The organism is Streptomyces montanus (assembly GCF_005786655.1).
GTDB classification, from domain to species: domain Bacteria; phylum Actinomycetota; class Actinomycetes; order Streptomycetales; family Streptomycetaceae; genus Streptomyces; species Streptomyces sporangiiformans.
The window spans coordinates 1-20,044 of sequence record NZ_VBZC01000075.1; the positions used below are offsets into that span (position 1 = coordinate 1).

Annotated in this window: 17 protein-coding genes; 13 read left to right on the plus strand and 4 right to left on the minus strand. The window is 69.5% G+C overall.

The window, feature by feature from the left end; genetic code table 11:
- The 9 genes from FE633_RS40900 to recQ form a co-directional block, all read left to right on the plus strand.
- A partial coding sequence (locus tag FE633_RS40900) for a molybdopterin-dependent oxidoreductase (RefSeq protein WP_171060329.1) occupies positions 1 to 981 on the plus strand: 981 nt, incomplete at its 5' end.
- The gene (gene nuoH / locus FE633_RS40905; protein ID WP_138050239.1) at positions 978 to 2,348 is read left to right on the plus strand and encodes an NADH-quinone oxidoreductase subunit NuoH; all 1,371 of its coding nucleotides are present in this window, start codon (positions 978 to 980) and stop codon (positions 2,346 to 2,348) included. The genes FE633_RS40900 and nuoH, both read left to right, overlap by 4 nt.
- Positions 2,341 to 2,982 (plus strand): NADH-quinone oxidoreductase subunit NuoI, encoded by a 642-nt coding sequence (gene nuoI / locus FE633_RS40910; RefSeq protein WP_138050240.1) that lies wholly within the window; start codon positions 2,341 to 2,343, stop codon positions 2,980 to 2,982. Before nuoH ends, nuoI begins: the two co-directional genes overlap by 8 nt.
- Complete coding sequence (locus FE633_RS40915) at positions 2,979 to 3,788, plus strand: NADH-quinone oxidoreductase subunit J (protein WP_138050241.1); 810 nt, start codon at positions 2,979 to 2,981, stop codon at positions 3,786 to 3,788. Before nuoI ends, FE633_RS40915 begins: the two co-directional genes overlap by 4 nt.
- Entirely contained in the window at positions 3,785 to 4,084 is a 300-nt protein-coding gene (gene nuoK / locus FE633_RS40920) for an NADH-quinone oxidoreductase subunit NuoK (RefSeq protein ID WP_009310327.1), read from the plus strand. Before FE633_RS40915 ends, nuoK begins: the two co-directional genes overlap by 4 nt.
- Before the next feature lie 14 nt (positions 4,085 to 4,098).
- Positions 4,099 to 6,045 carry an NADH-quinone oxidoreductase subunit L gene (gene nuoL, locus FE633_RS40925; RefSeq protein WP_138050242.1) on the plus strand — a complete coding sequence of 649 codons (1,947 nt, stop codon included), beginning with the start codon at positions 4,099 to 4,101 and terminating at the stop codon, positions 6,043 to 6,045.
- A 5-nt stretch (positions 6,046 to 6,050) separates the two neighbouring features.
- Positions 6,051 to 7,622 carry an NADH-quinone oxidoreductase subunit M gene (locus FE633_RS40930; protein WP_138050243.1) on the plus strand — a complete coding sequence of 524 codons (1,572 nt, stop codon included), beginning with the start codon at positions 6,051 to 6,053 and terminating at the stop codon, positions 7,620 to 7,622.
- On the plus strand, positions 7,619 to 9,268 hold the full coding sequence (gene nuoN, locus FE633_RS40935) for an NADH-quinone oxidoreductase subunit NuoN (protein WP_138050244.1): 1,650 nt from the start codon (positions 7,619 to 7,621) through the stop codon (positions 9,266 to 9,268). The genes FE633_RS40930 and nuoN overlap by 4 nt, the downstream gene beginning before the upstream one ends.
- Before the next feature lie 205 nt (positions 9,269 to 9,473).
- On the plus strand, positions 9,474 to 11,471 hold the full coding sequence (gene recQ / locus FE633_RS40940) for a DNA helicase RecQ (RefSeq protein WP_425473298.1): 1,998 nt from the start codon (positions 9,474 to 9,476) through the stop codon (positions 11,469 to 11,471).
- 118 nt (positions 11,472 to 11,589) lie between these two features.
- Here recQ and fahA read toward each other — a convergent pair whose 3' ends face one another.
- The gene (gene fahA / locus FE633_RS40945; RefSeq protein ID WP_138050245.1) at positions 11,590 to 12,804 is read right to left on the minus strand and encodes a fumarylacetoacetase; all 1,215 of its coding nucleotides are present in this window, start codon (positions 12,802 to 12,804) and stop codon (positions 11,590 to 11,592) included.
- 192 nt (positions 12,805 to 12,996) lie between these two features.
- On the opposite strand from fahA, the gene FE633_RS40950 reads away from it, so the two are divergent.
- Positions 12,997 to 14,253 (plus strand): carboxylate--amine ligase, encoded by a 1,257-nt coding sequence (locus FE633_RS40950; protein ID WP_246114055.1) that lies wholly within the window; start codon positions 12,997 to 12,999, stop codon positions 14,251 to 14,253.
- Between the two features lie 52 nt (positions 14,254 to 14,305).
- On the plus strand, positions 14,306 to 15,508 hold the full coding sequence (locus FE633_RS40955; protein ID WP_138050246.1) for an FAD-dependent oxidoreductase: 1,203 nt from the start codon (positions 14,306 to 14,308) through the stop codon (positions 15,506 to 15,508).
- 68 nt (positions 15,509 to 15,576) lie between these two features.
- On the opposite strand, the gene FE633_RS40960 is transcribed toward FE633_RS40955, so the two are convergent.
- Positions 15,577 to 16,209 carry a hypothetical protein gene (locus tag FE633_RS40960; protein ID WP_246114056.1) on the minus strand — a complete coding sequence of 211 codons (633 nt, stop codon included), beginning with the start codon at positions 16,207 to 16,209 and terminating at the stop codon, positions 15,577 to 15,579.
- The gene (locus FE633_RS40965) at positions 16,206 to 16,655 is read right to left on the minus strand and encodes a hypothetical protein (protein WP_246114057.1); all 450 of its coding nucleotides are present in this window, start codon (positions 16,653 to 16,655) and stop codon (positions 16,206 to 16,208) included. The genes FE633_RS40960 and FE633_RS40965 overlap by 4 nt, the downstream gene beginning before the upstream one ends.
- Positions 16,656 to 16,811: 156 nt before the next feature.
- On the opposite strand from FE633_RS40965, the gene FE633_RS40970 reads away from it, so the two are divergent.
- The gene (locus tag FE633_RS40970) at positions 16,812 to 17,666 is read left to right on the plus strand and encodes a Cof-type HAD-IIB family hydrolase (protein WP_138050247.1); all 855 of its coding nucleotides are present in this window, start codon (positions 16,812 to 16,814) and stop codon (positions 17,664 to 17,666) included.
- Here the strand turns inward: FE633_RS40970 and FE633_RS47940 are convergent.
- Positions 17,632 to 18,594 carry a DUF5959 family protein gene (locus tag FE633_RS47940; protein ID WP_212747336.1) on the minus strand — a complete coding sequence of 321 codons (963 nt, stop codon included), beginning with the start codon at positions 18,592 to 18,594 and terminating at the stop codon, positions 17,632 to 17,634. The genes FE633_RS40970 and FE633_RS47940 overlap by 35 nt on opposite strands.
- A gap of 312 nt (positions 18,595 to 18,906) precedes the next feature.
- On the opposite strand from FE633_RS47940, the gene FE633_RS40980 reads away from it, so the two are divergent.
- Positions 18,907 to 19,917, plus strand: a complete 1,011-nt coding sequence (locus tag FE633_RS40980; RefSeq protein ID WP_138050248.1) for a polyprenyl synthetase family protein — start codon at positions 18,907 to 18,909, stop codon at positions 19,915 to 19,917.
- Positions 19,918 to 20,044: the final 127 nt, after the last annotated feature.

Sequence of the window (20,044 nt, forward strand, 5' to 3'; positions counted from 1 at the left end):
ACCGCGACGGGCGCCCACCTGGTGTGGATCCCGCGCCGGGCGGGGGAGCGCGGCGCCATCGAGGCGGGCGCGCTGCCCTCGCTCCTGCCCGGCGGCCGTCCGGCCACGGACCCGCGCGCACGGGACGAGGTCGCCGCGGCCTGGGGAGTCGCCCAACTCCCGCACCGGTACGGCCGCGACACCGGCCAGATCGTCGAGGCCGCCGCCACCGGCGAGCTGTCCGCGCTCGTCGTGGCGGGCGTCGAGGTCGCCGACCTCCCGGACCCGGCACGCGCGCGTGAGGCACTATCCGAGGTGGGCTTCCTGGTGTCGCTCGAACTGCGTCCCAGCGAGATCACCGAGCACGCGGACGTCGTGCTCCCCGTCGCCGCGGTCGTCGAGAAGGCGGGCACCTTCCTCAACTGGGAGGGGCGGGCCCGGCTCTTCGAGGCCGCGCTGAAACCCGACCAGATGCCCCGCCGCCTGCCGCCGACCGACGCACGCGTCCTGCAGATGCTCGCGGACGCCATGGACGTCCACCTGGGGCTGCCCGATCTGCGCACCGCGCGCGTGGAGCTGGACCGGCTCGGCGCCTGGGACGGGGCGCGGGCCACCGAGCCCATGGAGTCCGCGGCCCAGCTGCCGCGGCCCGCCGCCGGGGAGGCCGTGCTCGCAGGGCACCGGCTGCTGCTCGACCAGGGCCGCCTCCAGGAGGGCGACGAGGCGCTGGCCGCGACCCGGCATGCCGCACACGCGCGTGTGTCTGCCGCCACGGCCGCCGAGGCGGGCGTGAAGGACGGCGACGCCCTGGCCGTGACCGGCCCCTCGGGAGTGGTCGAACTCCCCTTGCAGATCACGGAGATGCCCGACCGCGTGGTGTGGCTCCCGCTGAACTCCGCCGGGGGAGGCGTCGCCTCGGACACGGGCGCGCAGCCCGGTGCCCTCGTCCGCATCGGCCCGGCGACGCTCGCCACCGAGGCCCCCAAGGAGGTGGAGGCATGACGCCGTACCTCGCCGCTGAAGACCTCTCCATGTTCGGCCGCGACCCCTGGTGGCTGGTCGTCATCAAGGCGGTCTTCTGCTTCGCCTTCCTGATGGTGACCGTGCTCTTCTCCATCGTGTGGGAGCGCAAGGTCGTCGCCTGGATGCAGCTGCGCATCGGCCCCAACCGGCACGGGCCCTGGGGCATGCTCCAGTCGCTCGCCGACGGCGTGAAACTGATGCTCAAGGAAGACCTCATCGTCAAGCGCGCGGACAAGGTGGTCTACGTCCTCGCGCCGATCGTCGCGGCCATCCCGGCCTTCATGGCGATCGCGGTGATCCCCTTCGGGCCCGCCGGAAACGAGATCTCGATCTTCGGGCAGCGCACCACGATGCAGCTCACCGACCTGCCGATCGCGATGCTCTACATCCTCGCGGTCGCCTCGGTCGGCATCTACGGAATCGTGCTCGCGGGCTGGTCGTCCGGATCGACGTACCCCTTGCTCGGCGGTCTGCGCTCGTGCGCGCAGATGATCTCGTACGAGATCGCCATGGGCGCCGCCTTCGCCTCGGTGTTCCTCTACTCCGGCTCGATGTCGACGTCGGAGATCGTCGCCCAGCAGCAGGACCGCTGGTACATCCTGCTGCTGCCGGTGTCGTTCCTGATCTACATCGTGACGATGGTCGGGGAGACCAACCGCGCCCCGTTCGACATGCCGGAGTCCGAGGGCGACCTCGTCGGCGGCTTCAACACCGAGTACTCGTCCATCAAGTTCGCGCTGTTCATGCTCGCCGAGTACGTGAACATGGTGACGGTCTCGGCGGTCTCGGTGACGCTCTTCCTGGGCGGCTGGCGGGCTCCGTGGCCGGTCAGCACCTTCTGGGAGGGCGCCAACCACGGCTGGTGGCCGATGGCCTGGTTCGTGCTCAAGGTGCAGTTGCTGCTGTTCTTCTTCATCTGGCTGCGCGGCACGCTGCCCCGCGTCCGCTACGACCAGCTGATGAAGCTCGGCTGGAAGGTCCTCATCCCGGTCTCCGTGGTGTGGCTGATGGCTGTCGCGACCGTACGGACGCTGCGCAACGAGGGCTACGACTTCGCCAACATCGCCCTCTACGTCGCCGGGGGCGTCCTCGTCCTGCTGTTGCTCTCGTTCGTGGTCGACACGTTCCGCGACCGGAAGAGTGCCGAGGAGGCGCCGGCCGAACCCGTCGCCTTCGACCCGATGGCGGGCGGATTCCCCGTACCGCCGCTGCCGGGACAGGAGCTGCCGCCAGTGCCTCGGCGACGCCCGCGCCGGGAGCGGGAGTTGATTGTCAGTGGTGGGCCCGATACTGCCAGTGACGGACCCGATGGACCTCAAGACGGAAAGGAGGCGTCCGATGGCTGATGAGCAGAAGGAGACCAAGCCCGGTTTCCAGAACCCCGTCGCCGGCTTCGGCGTGACCTTCAAGGCCATGTTCAAGAAGCGGCTGACCGAGCAGTACCCGGAAGAGCAGAAGACCACCGCCCCGCGATTCCACGGCAGGCACCAGCTCAACCGTCATCCGGACGGCCTGGAGAAGTGCGTGGGCTGCGAGCTGTGCGCCTGGGCCTGCCCGGCGGACGCCATCTACGTGGAGGGCGCGGACAACACCGACGAGGAGCGCTACTCCCCGGGCGAGCGGTACGGCCGCGTCTACCAGATCAACTACGCCCGCTGCATCCTGTGCGGGCTGTGCATCGAGGCGTGCCCCACGCGCGCGCTGACGATGACGAACGAGTTCGAGCTGGCCGACAGCAGTCGCGCCAACCTCATCTACACCAAGGAACAGCTGCTCGCCGGCCTCGACGAGGGCATGGTCGACAGCCCGCACGCGATCTACCCCGGGATGGACGAGCAGGACTACTACCGGGGTCTGGTGACGGAGGCGGCGCCCGGCACGGAGCGCCAGGTGGCCCTCTCCAAGGGGGAAGTCCCGCAGGAAGCCGGCTCGACCTCCGGCGAGGACGAGCCGGCGTCGGGGAAGGTGATCGGACGATGACGGGTCTCGCCGCCTACTCCACCTCCACCGGAGAGGCGTTTCAGTTCTGGGTCCTCGGCACCATTGCCGTGATCGGCGCCCTGTGCACCGTCTTCATGAAGAAGGCCGTGCACAGCGCCCTCTGCCTCGCCGGGACCATGATCATCCTGGCGGTGTTCTACCTCGCCAACGGCGCGTATTTCCTGGGCATCGTGCAGATCGTCGTCTACACCGGCGCGATCATGATGCTGTTCCTCTTCGTGGTCATGCTCGTCGGCGTCACCGCCGCCGACTCCCTGAAGGAGACCATCAAGGGGCAGCGCTGGCTGGCCCTCCTGTGCGGACTCGGCTTCGGCATCCTGCTGTGCGCGGGAATCGGCAACGCGGCGCTGAACGAGTTCAACGGCCTGGCCCAGGCCAACGCGGGCGGCAACGTGGAGGGCCTCGCGGCCCTCATCTTCACGAAGTACGTCTTCGCCTTCGAGCTCACCGGCGCCCTGCTCATCACGGCCGCCGTGGGCGCGATGGTGCTCACGCACCGGGAGCGCACCGAGCGGGCCAAGACCCAGCGCGAGCTGGCCGAGCAGCGCGTACGGGAAGGCAAGCAGGTACCGCCGCTGCCGGCCCCCGGCGTCTACGCCCGGCACAACGCGGTGGACATCGCGGGCATCCTCCCGGACGGCACCGCGTCCGAGCTCACCGTCATCAAGACGCTGCGGCAGCGCGGCCAGATCCGCGATGTGTCGACCGAGGCGATCAATGACCTCAAGGCACTGGAGCGGCGCGCCGAGGAGCGGCTCGGAAGGGAAGAGGAGGCCGCGAAGTGAATCCCGTCAACTACCTCTACCTCGCCGCCCTGTTGTTCACGATCGGCGCCACCGGCGTCCTGATCAGGCGGAACGCGATCGTGGTGTTCATGTGCGTCGAGCTCATGCTCAACGCCTGCAACCTCGCGCTCGTCGCTTTCTCCCGGATGCACGGCAATCTCGACGGCCAGATCATCGCGTTCTTCACGATGGTCGTCGCCGCCGCGGAGGTCGTGGTCGGGCTCGCGATCATCGTGTCGCTGTTCCGTTCCCGCCACTCGGCCTCGGTCGACGACGCCAGCCTGATGAAGCTCTAAGGGGTCGCTGAATCGTGGAGAACCTGATTGCGCTGCTGGTAGCGGCGCCTCTGCTCGGAGCGGCCGTACTGCTGTGCGGCGGCCGGCGGCTGGACGCCATCGGCCACTGGATCGGTACGGTCCTCGCGGCCGTCTCCTTCGTGATCGGCGTGGTCCTCTTCGCCGACATGCTGGGGAAGGGCGCGGAGGAACGGGAGATGGCCCAGCACCTGTTCAGCTGGGTCCCCGTCGAGAGCTTCCAGGCCGACGTCGCCTTCCAGCTCGACCAGTTGTCGATGACGTTCGTCCTGCTGATCACCGGCGTCGGCTCGCTGATCCACTTGTACTCGATCGGGTACATGGAGCACGACGAGCGCCGACGCCGCTTCTTCGGCTATCTGAACCTGTTCCTCGCGGCGATGCTGCTGCTCGTCCTCGCCGACAACTACCTGCTGCTGTACGTCGGCTGGGAGGGCGTCGGCCTCGCCTCGTACCTGCTGATCGGCTTCTGGCAGCACAAGCCCAGCGCCGCGACCGCCGCGAAGAAGGCCTTCCTGGTCAACCGTGTCGGCGACATGGGGCTCTCGATCGCGATCATGCTGATGTTCGCGTGGTTCGGCACGTTCGCCTTCGGGCCCGTGCTGGAGGCGACGGGCGAGACGAGTGAGGGCAAGCTCACCGCCATCGGCCTGATGCTGCTGCTCGCCGCCTGCGGCAAGTCCGCCCAGGTGCCGCTGCAGTCCTGGCTCGGGGACGCGATGGAGGGCCCGACCCCGGTCTCGGCCCTCATCCACGCCGCGACGATGGTGACCGCGGGCGTGTACCTGATCGTCCGCTCCGCCGACATCTTCAACGGCGCGCCGGACGCCCAGCTGGTCGTCACCGTCGTCGGTGCCGTCACGCTCCTGTTCGGTGCGATCGTCGGTTGCGCGAAGGACGACATCAAGAAGGCCCTGGCCGGCTCGACGATGTCGCAGATCGGCTACATGGTCCTCGCCGCGGGCCTCGGCCCCATCGGCTACGTCTTCGCGATCATGCACCTGGTGACGCACGGCTTCTTCAAGGCCGGGCTCTTCCTCGGCGCCGGATCGGTCATGCACGGCATGAACGACGAGGTCGACATGAGGAGGTACGGCGGCCTCAGGAAGTACATGCCGATCACGTTCGTCACCTTCGGCCTCGGCTACCTGGCCATCATCGGCTTCCCCGGTCTGTCGGGCTTCTTCTCCAAGGACAAGATCATCGAGGCTGCCTTCGCCAAGGGCGGCACCGAGGGCTGGATCCTCGGCGGAGTGGCCCTGCTCGGCGCGGCCATCACCGCGTACTACATGACGCGCGTGATGCTGATGACGTTCTTCGGCGAGGAGCGCTGGCGCAACGCGCCGACGCCGTCCCCGGCCGAGCCGAGCGTGGAGCCGGCCGCCGAGACCCGGGGTGAGTACGAGGTGCCGCACCCGCACGAGTCCCCGAAGTCCATGACGATCCCGATGATCGTGCTCGCCTTCGGGTCGGTCTTCGCGGGCGGCTTCTTCAGCATCGGTGACCGCTTCCTGCACTGGCTGGAGCCGGTCACCGGACACGACCACGGAGACGCCCCGATCAGCGCCATGACGGTCACGCTCGCCACCATGGTGGTGCTCGTCGTCGGCGCCGGAATCGCGTACGCCCAGTACGGGCGCCGTCCCGTTCCGGCACTCGCCCCGCGTGGCTCCCTGCTCACCCGGGCCGCCCGGCGCGACCTCCTCCAGGACGACTTCAACCACGTCGTCCTCGTACGCGGCGGAGAGCACCTCACCCGCTCCCTGGTGTACGTCGACCACACCCTGGTCGACGGGGTCGTCAACGGCACGGCGGCCTCGATGGGTGGTCTCTCCGGTCGGCTCCGCAAGCTGCAGAACGGCTACGCGCGGTCGTACGCGGTTTCGATGTTCGGCGGTGCGGCGGTCCTCATCGCCGTGACCCTGCTGATGAGGGCGGTCTGATACCGATGTCCTTTCCTCTGCTGACAGCGACGGCGGCGCTCCCGGCCCTCGGGGCGATCGCCACGGCCGCCGTGCCGGCCGCGCGCCGCACCGCCGCCAAGTGGCTGGCGCTGCTGGTCTCGCTCGCCACTCTGGTGTTCGCCCTGGTCGTCCTGGTCCGCTTCGACCCGGGCGGCGACCGCTACCAGCTCACCGAATCCCACGCGTGGATCGCGGACTTCGGGGTGAGGTACGAGCTGGGTGTGGACGGCATCGGGGTGGCGCTGATCGCGCTGACCGCGCTGCTGATCCCGTTCGTGATCCTTGCGGGGTGGCACGACGCCGACCCGCAGGAGACCGGAAGCACCCGGTGGCGTCCGACGCAGGGCTTCTTCGCCCTGATCCTCGCCGTCGAGGCGATGGTGATCCTCTCCTTCGAGGCCACCGACGTCTTCCTCTTCTACATCTTCTTCGAAGCCATGCTCATCCCGATGTACTTCCTCATCGGCGGCTTCGGAGACCGCGCCCACGCGGGCTCGGACGAGAACGCGGCGGCCCAACGGTCGTACGCCGCGGTGAAGTTCCTCCTCTACAACCTGGTCGGCGGCCTGATCATGCTGGCCGCCGTCATCGGTCTCTATGTGGTGGCCGGGAACTTCTCGCTCCAGGAGATCGCCGAGGCCCGGGCCAACGGCACGCTGGACATGGCGACCAACACCGAGCGGTGGCTCTTCCTGGGCTTCTTCTTCGCGTTCGCGGTGAAGGCACCCCTGTGGCCGCTGCACACCTGGCTGCCGAACGCCATGGGGGAGGCCACCGCCCCGGTCGCCGTACTGATCACGGCGGTGGTCGACAAGGTCGGCACCTTCGCGATGCTGCGCTTCTGCCTCCAGCTCTTCCCTGAGGCCTCGAAGTGGGCGACACCGGTCATTCTCGTACTCGCCCTGATCAGCATCGTCTACGGCGCGTTGCTCGCGGTCGGTCAGCGCGACATCAAGCGGCTGGTGGCGTACGCGTCGATCTCGCACTTCGGGTTCATCATCATGGGCATCTTCGCGATGACCAGCCAGGGCCAGTCGGGCGCGACGCTCTACATGGTCAACCACGGAATCTCGACCGCCGCGCTGATGCTGGTGGCCGGTTTCCTGATCTCGCGCCGCGGATCGCGGCTGATCGCCGACTACGGAGGGGTGCAGAAGGTCGCCCCGGTGCTCGCGGGCACCTTCCTGATCGGCGGCCTCGCGACCCTCTCGCTGCCCGGCCTCGCGCCCTTCGTGAGTGAGTTCCTGGTCCTCGTCGGCACGTTCACGCGCTACCCGGTGATCGGGATCATCGCCACCTTCGGCATCGTCCTCGCCGCGCTCTACACCCTCGTCCTCTACCAGCGGACGATGACGGGCCCGGTGAAGCCCGAGGTCTCGGCCATGCCCGACCTACGGGTGCGGGAGCTCGTGGTCGTCGCCCCGCTGATCGCCCTGCTGATCTTCCTGGGCGTCTTCCCGAAGCCGGTCACCGAGATCGTCAACCCGGCGGTCGAGCACACCATGTCCGACGTACAGAAGCAGGACCCCAAGCCCGAGGTGGAGGCGGCCAAGTGAGCGCAGTAGCCGTCCACAGCCTGTGGACAATGGCGGCCGATCCGATCGAGAAGATCGACGCGCCAAAGATCGAATACGGGCAGTTGTCGCCCACCTTGATCGTCATCGGCGCGGCGATCATCGGCGTGCTCGTCGAGGCGTTCGTGCCGCGCAAGTCCCGTTACTACGCGCAGGTGTTCCTGTCCGTCGTCGCGCTCGCCGCCGCCTTCGCCGCGGTTATCGGGCTCGCGGCCGGCGGATACGGCACCACGAAGGCGAAGATCGCGGCGATGGGCGCGATCGCGGTCGACGGACCGGCCCTCTTCCTGCAGGGCACGATCCTGCTCGCCGGACTGCTCGCCGTGTTCACCTTCGCCGAGCGACGCCTCGACCCGGTGGCGCACGGCAACCGTGTCGACTCGTTCGCCGCGCAGGCCGCGTCAGTGCCCGGCAGCGACAGCGAAAAGGCCGCGGTGAAGGCCGGGTTCACCACGACGGAGGCGTACCCGCTGCTCCTCTTCGCGGTCGGCGGGATGCTCATCTTCCCGTCGGCCAACGACCTGTTGACGCTGTTCATCGCCCTGGAAGTCTTCTCGCTGCCGCTCTACCTGCTGTGCGCCGTGGCCCGCCGCAAGCGGATCATGTCGCAGGAGGCCGCGGTCAAGTACTTCCTGCTCGGTGCCTTCGCCTCCGCGTTCACGCTCTTCGGCATCGCCCTGCTGTACGGCTACGCGGGCTCGGTGTCGTACGCGACGATCGCCCAGGTCGTCGACGGCTCGATCGAGAACGTGAACCCGGCGCTCGCCGACACCATGGGCAACGACGTGCTGCTGCTCATCGGTGCCGCGATGGTCGTCATGGGCCTGCTGTTCAAGGTGGGCGCGGTGCCGTTCCACATGTGGACCCCGGACGTGTACCAGGGCGCGCCGACCCCGGTGACCGGCTTCATGGCCGCCGCGACCAAGGTGGCCGCCTTCGGGGCGCTGCTTCGTCTGCTGTACGTCGTGCTGCCGGGCCTGCGCTGGGACTGGCGGCCGGTGATGTGGGCCGTCGCGATCATCACCATGCTGGGCGGCGCCATCGTCGCGATCACCCAGACCGACATCAAGCGGCTGCTGGCGTACTCGTCGATCGCGCACGCGGGCTTCATCCTCGCCGGTGTCATCGCGACCACGGCCGACGGCGTCTCGTCGGTGCTCTTCTATCTGGCCGCGTACTCCTTCGTCACGATCGGCGCGTTCGCGGTCGTGACCCTGGTGCGCGACGCGGGCGGCGAGGCCACGCATCTGTCCAAGTGGGCGGGGCTGGGACGGCGTTCGCCGCTGGTGGCGGCCGTGTTCGCGGTCTTCCTGCTGGCCTTCGCCGGCATTCCCCTCACCTCTGGCTTCGCCGGGAAGTTCGCCGTGTTCAAGGCGGCGGCGGAGGGCGGCGCCGGTGCGCTGGTCGTCGTCGGTGTGATCTCGTCGGCCATCGCGGCGTTCTTCTACATCCGCGTGATCGTGCTCATGTTCTTCAGCGAGCCGAAGCCGGAAGGCCCGACGGTCGCCGTGCCGTCGCCGCTGACGATGACAGCGATCGGGGTGGGCGTGGCGGTCACGCTGGTGCTGGGTGTCGCGCCGCAGTACTTCCTGGACCTGGCGGGGCAGGCGGGGGTGTTCGTCCGCTGACGCTCCGCTCGTCGCACACAGCCGGCCCGGCTCGCCTTCGCGGGGAGCCGGGCCGGTGTGGTGTGCTCCCTCGTGCGTGTGAACGAGTGATGCGCCTTGATGTGGGGTGGCGCGAGGCAGGCTGTGGATAACTGCGAGGCTGTCGGTGTGGGCCCCTATCGTGGGGGCAGTGGTCGAGGCACGGCGTGTGACGGGGGACAGGGCGATGAGCGGGACGGGTGGGACGGGTGTGATGGCCGAAGAGGACAGGCCCGCGGGCCTCGCGGTGACCGAGGCGCTGGGCACGCTCCACCGCGTCTTCGGGTACGAGACGTTCCGCGGTGAGCAGGAAGCGGTCATCGAGCATGTGGTGGCCGGCGGCGACGCCGTCGTCCTCATGCCGACAGGTGGCGGCAAGTCGCTCTGCTACCAGATCCCGGCCCTGGTCCGACCCGGTACGGGCGTGGTGGTCTCCCCTCTCATCGCGCTGATGCAGGACCAGGTGGACGCGCTGCGGGCGCTCGGCGTGCGCGCCGGGTTCATGAACTCCACGCAGGACTTCGACGAGCGGCGCTTGGTCGAGGCGGAGTTCCTGGCGGGCGAGCTCGACCTGCTCTACCTCGCGCCGGAGCGGCTGCGCCTGGAGTCCACGCTCGATCTGCTGGCCCGCGGCAAGATCTCCGTCTTCGCGATCGACGAGGCGCACTGTGTGTCGCAGTGGGGCCACGACTTCCGGCCCGACTACCTGGCGCTCTCGCTCCTGGGGCAGCGCTGGCCCGAGGTGCCGCGGATCGCGCTGACGGCGACGGCCACGCACGCGACGCACCAGGAGATCACGCAACGCCTGGGCATGCCGGACGCCCGCCACTTCGTGGCGAGCTTCGACCGGCCCAACATCCAGTACCGCATCGTCCCGAAGGCCGACCCCAAGAAGCAGCTGCTGTCGTTCCTGAAGGAGGAGCACGCGGGCGACGCGGGCATCGTGTACTGCCTGTCGCGCAACTCGGTGGAGAAGACCGCCGAGTTCCTCTCCCGCAACGGCATCGAGGCGGTGCCGTACCACGCGGGCCTGGACGCGGGCACACGCGCCGCGCACCAGGCGCGGTTCCTCCGTGAGGAGGGGCTGGTGGTGTGCGCGACCATCGCCTTCGGCATGGGCATCGACAAGCCGGACGTACGGTTCGTCGCCCATCTCGACCTGCCCAAGTCGGTCGAGGGCTACTACCAGGAGACGGGTCGCGCGGGCCGCGACGGACTGTCGTCCACGGCCTGGATGGCGTACGGCCTGAACGACGTCATACAGCAGCGCAAACTGATCCAGTCCGGTGAGGGCGACGAGGCGTTCCAGCGCCGGGCCGCGGCGCACCTCGACGCGATGCTCGCGCTGTGCGAGACCGTCCAGTGCCGCCGCGCCCAACTGCTCGCCTACTTCGGCCAGGACGCCGAGGCCACGGCGTGCGGAAACTGCGACACATGCCTGGTCCCGCCCGAGACCTGGGACGGCACGATCGCGGCCCAGAAGGTGCTGTCCACGGTGGTGCGGTTGCAGCGCGAGCGGGGGCAGAAGTTCGGGGCGGTGCAGATCGTCGACATTCTGCTCGGGCGCAGGACCGCCAGGGTCATACAGTTCGATCACGACCAGCTGTCCGTGTTCGGCATCGGCGAGGAGCTGTCCGAAGGCGAATGGCGCGGTGTCGTACGGCAGTTGCTGGCCCAGGGGCTGCTCGCGGTCGAGGGCGAGTACGGGACGCTGGTGCTGACCGAGGCGAGCGGCACGGTGCTGCGGCGCGAGCGTGAGGTGCCGCTGCGCAAGGAGCCGAAGAAGCCGGTGACCTCGCGGTCGGCGTCGCCCCGGGGCGAGCGCAGGCCCAAGGCCGCGGCGGCCGAACTGCCCGACGAGCTGGTCCCCGCCTTCGAGGCCCTGCGCGCCTGGCGTGGCGCGCAGGCCAAGGAGCAGGGCGTCCCGGCGTACGTCATCTTCCACGACGCGACACTGCGGGAGATCGCCACGGTGGGGCCCACCTCCATGGCGGAGCTGGGCGGGATCAGCGGAGTGGGCGAGAAGAAGCTCACGACATACGGGGAAGGCGTGCTCGGGGTGCTGGCCTCGCTGTCCCCGGCCTCGCCGCCGGCCCCCGCGATCCAGGGCGAGGACTCGGCGACGGAGGTGGAGCCGGACCCGGAGGACTGGGGGGAGCCCGACGAGCCGGACGACTGGATATAGCGGCGAGCCGAGCGCCGTGCCGCCCCTGGGGTGTCTTCCGGGCGACAGGACGTAGGGCCTGCCCGGTCGCCCGGACAGAGAGAGGTAGATCCTGCCCGGTCGCCCGGACAAGGCGCCGTCACGCGCTCGGGACGACCCGCCCGGTCACTTCGCCCAGTCCCACGCGGGTTCCGTTCGGGCCCGGTGCCCAGGCCGTGATCGTCACGACATCGCCGTCCTCCAGGAACGTCCGCTTGCCGTCGGGGAGTTCGAGGGTGTCGCGTCCGTTCCAGCTGAGCTCCAGCAGCGACCCGCGTTCGCGTTCGCCGGCCCCGCTCACCGTCCCCGAGCCGTACAGGTCGCCGGTGCGCAGGGAGGCGCCGTTCACCGTCATGTGGGCCAACTGCTGGGCGGCGGTCCAGTACATGGTGGAGAAGGGTGGCTCGGAGATGACGTGGCCGTTGAGGGCGACGGAGATGCGCAGGTCGTAGCCGCCGGGCTCCTCGGAGGAGTCGTCCAGGTAGGGGAGGAGGGGGTGGGTACGGGGCGGGGGTGGGACCCGAGCGTCCTCAAGGGCGTCCAGAGGTGTGATCCAGGCCGACACCGACGTGGCGAAGGACTTGCCGAGGAACGGGCCGAGGGGGACGTACTCCCAGGCCTGGAGGTCGCGCGCGGACCAGTCATTGAGGAGGCAGAGGCCGAAGACATGGTCGCTGAAGTCGCTCAGCGGTACGGGTGTGCCCATGGTGGAGGGCGCACCGACCACGAAGCCGACCTCCGCCTCGATGTCCAGCCGGACGGACGGCCCGAAGACCGGCTCCGGGTCCGTGGGGGCCTTGCGCTGGCCCGAGGGGCGCACCACGTCCGTACCGGACACCACGACGGTGCCGGACCGGCCGTGGTAACCGATCGGCAGATGCTTCCAGTTGGGGGTGAGGGGGTCGGCGGCGTCGGGGCGGAAGATCTTGCCGACGTTGCGGGCGTGGTTCTCCGACGCGTAGAAGTCGACGTAGTCCGCGACCTCGAAGGGCAGGTGCAGGGTCACCTCGGAGAGCGGGTGCAGCAGGGGTGCGATGGTCTCCCGGTGGGCGGGCACCGTCACCCACGCCGTGATCGCCCGCCGCACGTCAGACCATGTCGTACGGCCCGCCGCGAGCAGGGCGTCGAGGGAGCGTCGGGCGAGCAGTCTGACGTACGGGGAGCCCAGTGCCCGGGCCGCGCCGCCCGCGTCGAGGACGTGGTCGCCCAGCCGGACACCGACCCCGCGCTCCTTGGAGCCGAGCGGGGAGAACACGCCGTACGGAAGGTTGTGCGGACCGAAGGGATCGCCCTCGGGGACCTCGAAGGGGGGCATCGGATGCTGCCTCGCTTTCCGTGTGGGTGAGGCACACGTTACGGGGGAGTTGCCTTGCTTGGGCAGTGCCTAAAGAGTTCGCAATGTCCGGATAGATCTTGTGAGGAGTAATTGATTCTGGCTTAGCCTCCTTTGGGAGGGGCGCGGGCGGGGGTGGGTCCGGGTCCATTGGGGGGACACGTGGGGGGACCCGTGGCCAGAAGCACCGAGAGTGTGCCGTTGGATGCCGACCGGGGCGTGCCGGGGCTGATCGTGAAGTTCGGCGACTACCCGTTGCACCACGGCGGCGTGGGCGCGATCCGCAGCCTCGGGCGCCTGGGCGTACCGATGTATGCGATCACGGAGGACCGTTACACGCCCGCCGCGCTCTCGCGTCATCTGCGGCGCGCGTTCGTGTGGCCGACCACCGGTACGGAGGAGCCGGCGCGGCTCGTCGAGGGACTGCTGCGCATCGGGCGCCGCATCGGCCGGCCCGCCGTGCTGATCCCGACCGACGAGGAGGCCGCGGTGCTGATCGCCGAGCACCAGACGGAGCTCGGCGGAGGATTCCTGTTCCCCCGAGTGGACGCGGGCCTGCCGCGCCGCCTCGCCAGCAAACAGGGCCTGCATGAACTCTGCGTGGAGCACGGCATTCCGAGTCCGAAGGCCGCCTTTCCGGAGTCGTACGACGAGATAGAGGAATTCGCGGCGAAAGCGAGGTTCCCGCTCGTGGCGAAGAATCGCGAGGCTTTCGTGCGTCGCGCACGCCCGGCTGTGAACGGGACGACTCGCATCACCAGCCGAGAGCGCCTGCTCGGCCTCGCTCGCGAATGGGGCGCGCATCCCGGCGTGATACTGCAGGAGTATCTGCCGCGGGAAGAGGCCGAGGACTGGATCGTGCACGCGTATTTCGACGCGCACTCGGTGCCCCTCGCGATGTTCACCGGCGTCAAAGTGCGCTCCTGGCCGCCGCACGCGGGTATGACGGCACATGCGTACGTCGTCGACAATCCGGAACTCGCGGACCTCGCCACGCGTTTCATCAAGCAGATCGGCTTCAGCGGCGTCATCGACCTCGACCTGCGCTTCGACCGGCGCGACGGCCAGTACAAACTGCTCGACTTCAATCCACGGATGGGCGCGCAGTTCCGGCTCTTCGAGAGCGAGTCCGGGATCGACGTCGTCCGCGCCATGCACCTGGATCTGACCGGGCGCGCCGTTCCGAAGGGAGGGCAGCGCGCCGGCCGGCGGTACATCGTGGAGAACATCGACCTGCCCGCCCTGCTCGCCTACCGCCGCAGTGGCTATACGACCCCGCACGCACCCGTCCGCCCGAGCGGCACGGAGCTGGCGTGGCTGGCGGCGGACGACCTGCGGCCGTTCTTCACGATGCTCGCGCGCTTCGTGCGGCCCGGCGCCAAGCACCTGTACCAGCTGTGGCGGGCGGGCCACCGCGGCGCGACGAAATAGGCAGATCGCCAAGCCAAGAAGCGGTGAAGTGGTGTCCTGGGGAGGGGACTTCGTGATGGATCCGGTGGCAGTGATCGGTGCTGGGCCGTTCGGGCTTTCCATCGCCGCGCATCTGCGGGCGCGCGGTATTCCGGTTCGCGTGTTCGGCGAGCCCATGGTGAGCTGGCGCGCGCACATGCCGGAGGGGATGCTGCTGAAGTCGACGCCGGCCGCCTCCAACCTCGACGCCCCGCAGCGGGGCCACAACCTCGTCGACTACTGCGACGCGGCCGGTATCCCCCGGCTCGTCGGGGACGAGGACCTCGTTCCGGTGGAGACGTTCATCGCGTACGGGGAGTGGTTCCAGCAGCGGCTTGTGCCCGAGCTGGAGCGGGTGCGGGTCGTCTCGGTCGACCGGCGCGGCGCGGAGGGCTTCGAACTCAAGCTGGACTCGGGGGAGTTGTTCACCGCGCGGGCCGTCGTCGTCGCGACCGGCCTGTCCGGCCTGGCCCACCTGCCGCGCGAGCTGGCTGCGGCGGCGGCCGACGGACCGACCCCCACAGGGGCCGTCTCGCACAGCTCACAGCACCACGACCTGAGCCGTTTCTCCGGCAAGGAACTGCTCGTGGTGGGCGCCGGCCAGTCCGCCCTCGAGACGGCGGCGCTCGCGGCGGAGGCGGGCGCGCGGGTGCGCGTGGTCGCGCGCGGCGAGGGGGCGGTGGGCTTCGGCGCGCCCCCTTGGGAGCAGCCGCGCCTGCGTCCCGAGTCGCCCTTCGGCCGTGCCTGGTCGCTGTGGGCGCTCAGCTACTACCCGCACCCCTACCGCTATCTCCCGCCGCAGGCCCGGCACTTCCTCGTGCGCCGCGTACTCGGGCCGCTCGGAGCGTGGTGGCTGCGGGAGCGGTTCGAGGAGAAGGTGCAGGTGCGCGAGGTCTCGCGGATCGTCCGGTCCGGGCTGGTGGACGGCCGCCCGACCCTCGCGGTCCAGACCCTCGGCGGACGCATGGAGGAACTCTCCGCGGACCACGTCGTCGCCGCGACCGGCTACCGCGTCGACCTCGCCGCGATGGACTTCCTCGGGCATGAGCTGCGTACGGAGCTGGCGGTGAGCCGGGGCACGCCGAAGCTGGGCGCCGGGTTCCGGTCGTCCATCCCCGGCCTGTACTTCACGGGCTTGCCGGCGGCGGCCTCGTACGGGCCGGTGATGCGGTTCGTGTGCGGCACGGAGTTCGCCTCGCCGCGGTTGGCCCGGCATCTGGCGGGGGCGCACGGCTGACCTTCGGGGGCGCGGGCGGCGGCGTTCCGTCCGTCAGTCCGGCCCCGCCTCCTGCCGGCCCGCCCGGGTTACGCCTCTCCCGCCGCCTCTCGTTGCCATGCGAGGAAGTCGGCGACGAGTTCGGGCGGGTTGGCGGCCTCGGTGGCCTCCACCTCCCACCCCGGACAGTCCATGTCGAAGACCACAACGGGCACGGGACGGCCGAGGATCTCCTTGATCCGGCCGCTGCTCTGAAGGTGGCGGGAGAGGTCGATGCAGGTAGCGGCGAAATGCTCGACCAGTGCCGTGTACTGGCCGTCGTCGGCGTCGTCCCCCTCACCGTCGAACCAGAGGCCGAGCCGCTTCACCTCGTCGACGTAGAGAGGGCTTCCGGGGGGATCCTCCGGAACGTTCCCCAGCATCTCGAACCCGTCCAGCAGCCAACAGGCGTAATTCCAGCGGGCTTCGCCCGGGTCCTCCCCCCGGGCCTCCAGCCGGTACTGGCTCTCGGTGTTGTACCCGATCGCCACGTACGGCCGCCTGGGGTCGTAGTCGATCCGCCAGATCCGGAAGGAGAGGGCGTAGATCTCGGGTTTGAGGTCGTCCGGGAACCGCTCCAGGATCTCGGCCCCGGCCGTGCGCAGGTGCTGCTGGAACGACTGGGCGGGGAACGACCGCGTCAACGGCTGCGTGGGGAACGACGGCATGGGCAACGGTTTCACGTGCCTTCCTCCAGCGTCCACACGGGCCACTCCCGGGGAGGCGCCGGTCGGACCTCCCACTTCGAGAGGTCGCCGTCCAGGTCCTCGTCGCCGTAGGGAAGCCGGGACGCGTCAGCGTGAGGCAGGAAGTAGACGCCGAACGCCCAGTACTCCGGAAGCTCGTGCGTCATGAGTTCCTGTTCCGCGGGCTCGATCTCGATGTCCGCGTACCGTGCGTTGATCCTCGCGACGGCCTCCGCCCGCGAGATCCCGAAGCGCTCCACGAGCACGTCCGCCATCTCGCGGAAGTAGCCGAGCATGCCGTCGTCGAGTCGGACCAGGAATTCCGCGGTCCGCACCGTCACGCGGGGCATCTCCGTGTCAGGCCGTGGGGGACGCCAGTTCCGCATCTGCTCCTGCAGCCAGTCTGCCGCGCCGATGTCGCCTTCGGATGGCTTGCGGGTCATGGCCCCAGTCTGCGCGTGGGGTGGTCGCGGCCGGACGTTCGGGGGCGCTCGGAGCGGTCGCGGCCGGGCGTACGAGGGCGCTCGGAGCGGTCGAGGTTTCGGACGACGTCCGGTTCCGGCCGGGTCGATGGGCCGTTCGATCCGTATTCTCTGATCATGGCCGCACCGATCGCATATTCACTTATCGCCACTGACCTGGACGGAACGCTGCTCCGCGGCGACGACACCCTCTCCGACCGGTCACGGACCGCGCTGGCGATGGCGGCAACGGCGGGCGCCCGGCACCTCGTGGTGACGGGACGACCGGCCCCACGCGTGCGGCCGTTACTGGATGACCTGGGCGGCCAGGGGCTGGCGGTGTGCGGGCAGGGAGCGCAGTTGTACGACGCCGGGGCCGACCGCATGCTGTGGTCGGTGACCCTTGAGCGCGAGCTGGCGGAGACGGCGCTCGGCAAGATCGAGGCGGAGGTCGGGGAGGTGTACGCGGCCGTGGACCAGGACGGCGTCGACGGGCTCACGCTCATCGAACCGGGCTACGAGATGCCGCATCCGACGCTGCCGGCGGTGCGCATCTTCCACCGCGACGACCTCTGGGCGGAACCCATCAGCAAGGTCCTCCTGCGCCACCCGGCGCTGACCGACGACGAGTTGGCGTCCGCGGCCCGTGCGGCGGTCGGTTCCCTCGCCAGCGTCACGATGTCCGGCCCCGGCACCGTCGAACTCCAGCCATGCGGGGTGACCAAGGCGACGGGCCTCGCCCTCGCGGCCGCCCATCTCGGCCTCACCCCCGACACGACGATCGCCTTCGGCGACATGCCCAACGACATCCCCATGTTCGACTGGGCGGCTCATGGCGTCGCCATGTCCAACGCCCACCCCGAACTCAAGGCGGTGGCCGACGAGGTGACCCTGTCGAACGAGGACGACGGGATCGCGGTGGTCCTGGAACGGCTGTTTATGCCCTGGGCCCCGGTGGTCAATGGGGAGAGTGAGCAGCCAGTACGTCACTGAGGCGTTGTCGGTGGCTTGCGATCCAGTCCTCCGGCAGGCTGATGGGCACGCGCACGGTGACCATGGAGATCATCTGGTCCTCCACGACCACCTCGGGGCAGTCCCGCTCTCCTGTGAGGTGGATGAACACCGACGGCCCTCGCTCCACCGCCATCCATGCGATGTCCTCGCCGCTTTCGAGGCTGTTCAGGGCGCGCCCCCACGTTTCAAGTCGGCTGCGGGACAGGGCGAGCGCGAGGCGGCCCTGCACGAAAGGGGTCGCCACGACGATCTCGGCCTCCAGGCGGCCCGGCACCTGTGGGTGACGGCCGAGGACCGTGATCCTGACGGCGTTGCCCTCCTCGTCGGCGAGCAGTGCGAGATCCATCGGGCCGGTGCGATGCGAGGCCGGGAGATCGGCGTCGCAGAAGACGCAGACGAAATGCGCGTCCTGTACGGAGTTCCACTCGCCGCATTCCGGGCAGCGGCGGTAAGTGATCGGGTGCGTGTAGGCGGAGCCGTGGGTGATGCCCGCGCGGGCGAGAGCCGCCGCGACGGCCGGCCAGGACTCGACGTCCGGGCAGTAGCCGGTGGACTGGTTGCTCGCGTACGTGACCGTCCAGCCCTGCGCGGTCCGGGCGAAGGCCAGCTCCCCGGCCGCGCGCACCGCCTCGCCGCCCGCGCACGCCACGTGTTCGGAGCGGCGCGGAGCCAGTCGCAGGGTGCCCGACAGGTCGACGACGAAGGTGTGGGGTTCGTGCAGTTCGTCCTGGGGACGGGAGCTCAGAAAGGCGTCGAGGTCTGCCGGGGTCCGGATCCGGTCACCCTGGCCGGGCCGGCTGGTCGCGCCCGCACGGGGCACCGACCCCGCCGCGGCCGCCTCGACTGCCTCGAGCGCCCCGGCCGCCTCGGCTATGTCGAGGGGGCCCACATACGCGTATGCGGTCATGCGCGGAGCCTAGGGTCTCACTCCGCCGCACGCGAAATACTGGATCATGCTCAACAGGTGTCAAGGCATGAAAATCATGCCTTTTGCAATCCGTATCAGGAGAACGAGAACATATCGACAGTGACCCGATACCGCCTGGCCTGGACGGGTGGGCAGTCACCGTGATCGAAAGGCGACCGGATACGCTGACTTGAGTGCAAGCGGCGACACATCGACAAAGGCTCACAGCGCCCAGAGCACCGAGAACAACCAGATCAACAACCAGATCACACAGAGACCGCCCTTGAGAGCGTCAGCAGACAGGAGACCCTCGTGACCGTCGTCGGGCCGTTCGGGCTGAGCGTGCGGGACCAGGCTCTCGAAGCCGATGTCCAGGCCGGATTGGCGGCTGTCGAGGAAGGCCTGATCGAGGCCACCAAGAGTGAGGTCCCCTTCATCACGGAAGCCGCGCAGCACCTGGTGCGCGCGGGCGGAAAGCGGTTCCGGCCGCTGCTCGTGATGCTCGCCGCGCAGTTCGGGGATCCGTACGCGCCGGGTGTCGTGCCCTCGGCCGTCGTCGTGGAGCTGACCCACCTCGCCACGCTGTACCACGACGACGTGATGGACGAGGCGGACGTCCGCCGCGGGGTGCCGAGCGCCAACGCCCGCTGGGGCAACTCGGTCGCGGTGCTCACCGGCGACTTCCTGTTCGCGCGCGCCTCGCACATCCTGGCCGACCTGGGGCCGGAGGCCGTACGCATCCAGGCCGAGGCGTTCGAGCGCCTGGTCACCGGACAGATCCTGGAGACGGCCGGACCGCGGGACGGGCGCGACCCGATCGACCACTACATGGACGTCCTCGGCGGCAAGACCGGCTCGCTGATCGCCGTGTCGGGACGATTCGGCGCGATGATGTCGGGCGCCGACGAGACCGTGGTGGATGTGCTCACGCAGTACGGGGAGCGGCTGGGCGTGGCCTTCCAGCTCGCGGACGACGTACTCGACATCGCGAGCGATTCGCACGAGTCCGGCAAGACGCCCGGCACCGATCTGCGCGAGGGCATTCCCACCCTGCCCGTGCTGCGGCTGCGCGAGCGAGCGGAGCGGCTCGGGTTGGCCGAGGACATCGCGCTGTGCGAACTGCTCGACTCGGACCTGACGGACGATGCCCGGCACGCCGAGGCGCTTTCCCTCCTCCGCGCCCATCCCGCCCTGGACCAGGCCCGCCGCGACACCGTGCGTTTCGCGGAGGAGGCCCGCGCCACGCTGGTGCCGCTGCCGGAGTGCGGTGCGAAGTCGGCGCTGGTGGAGCTGTGCGACGCGGTGGTGCACCGGGCGGGCTGACCGGTGCGCATTCATTTGTGATACACGTCACAGACTTGGATTGAGTCCAATCTCAGATCAACTCCGTAACCATGCCCAGAAGCTGACGCAGGGGGTGTCGGCTTGGATACGGGGAGAAAACAGAATC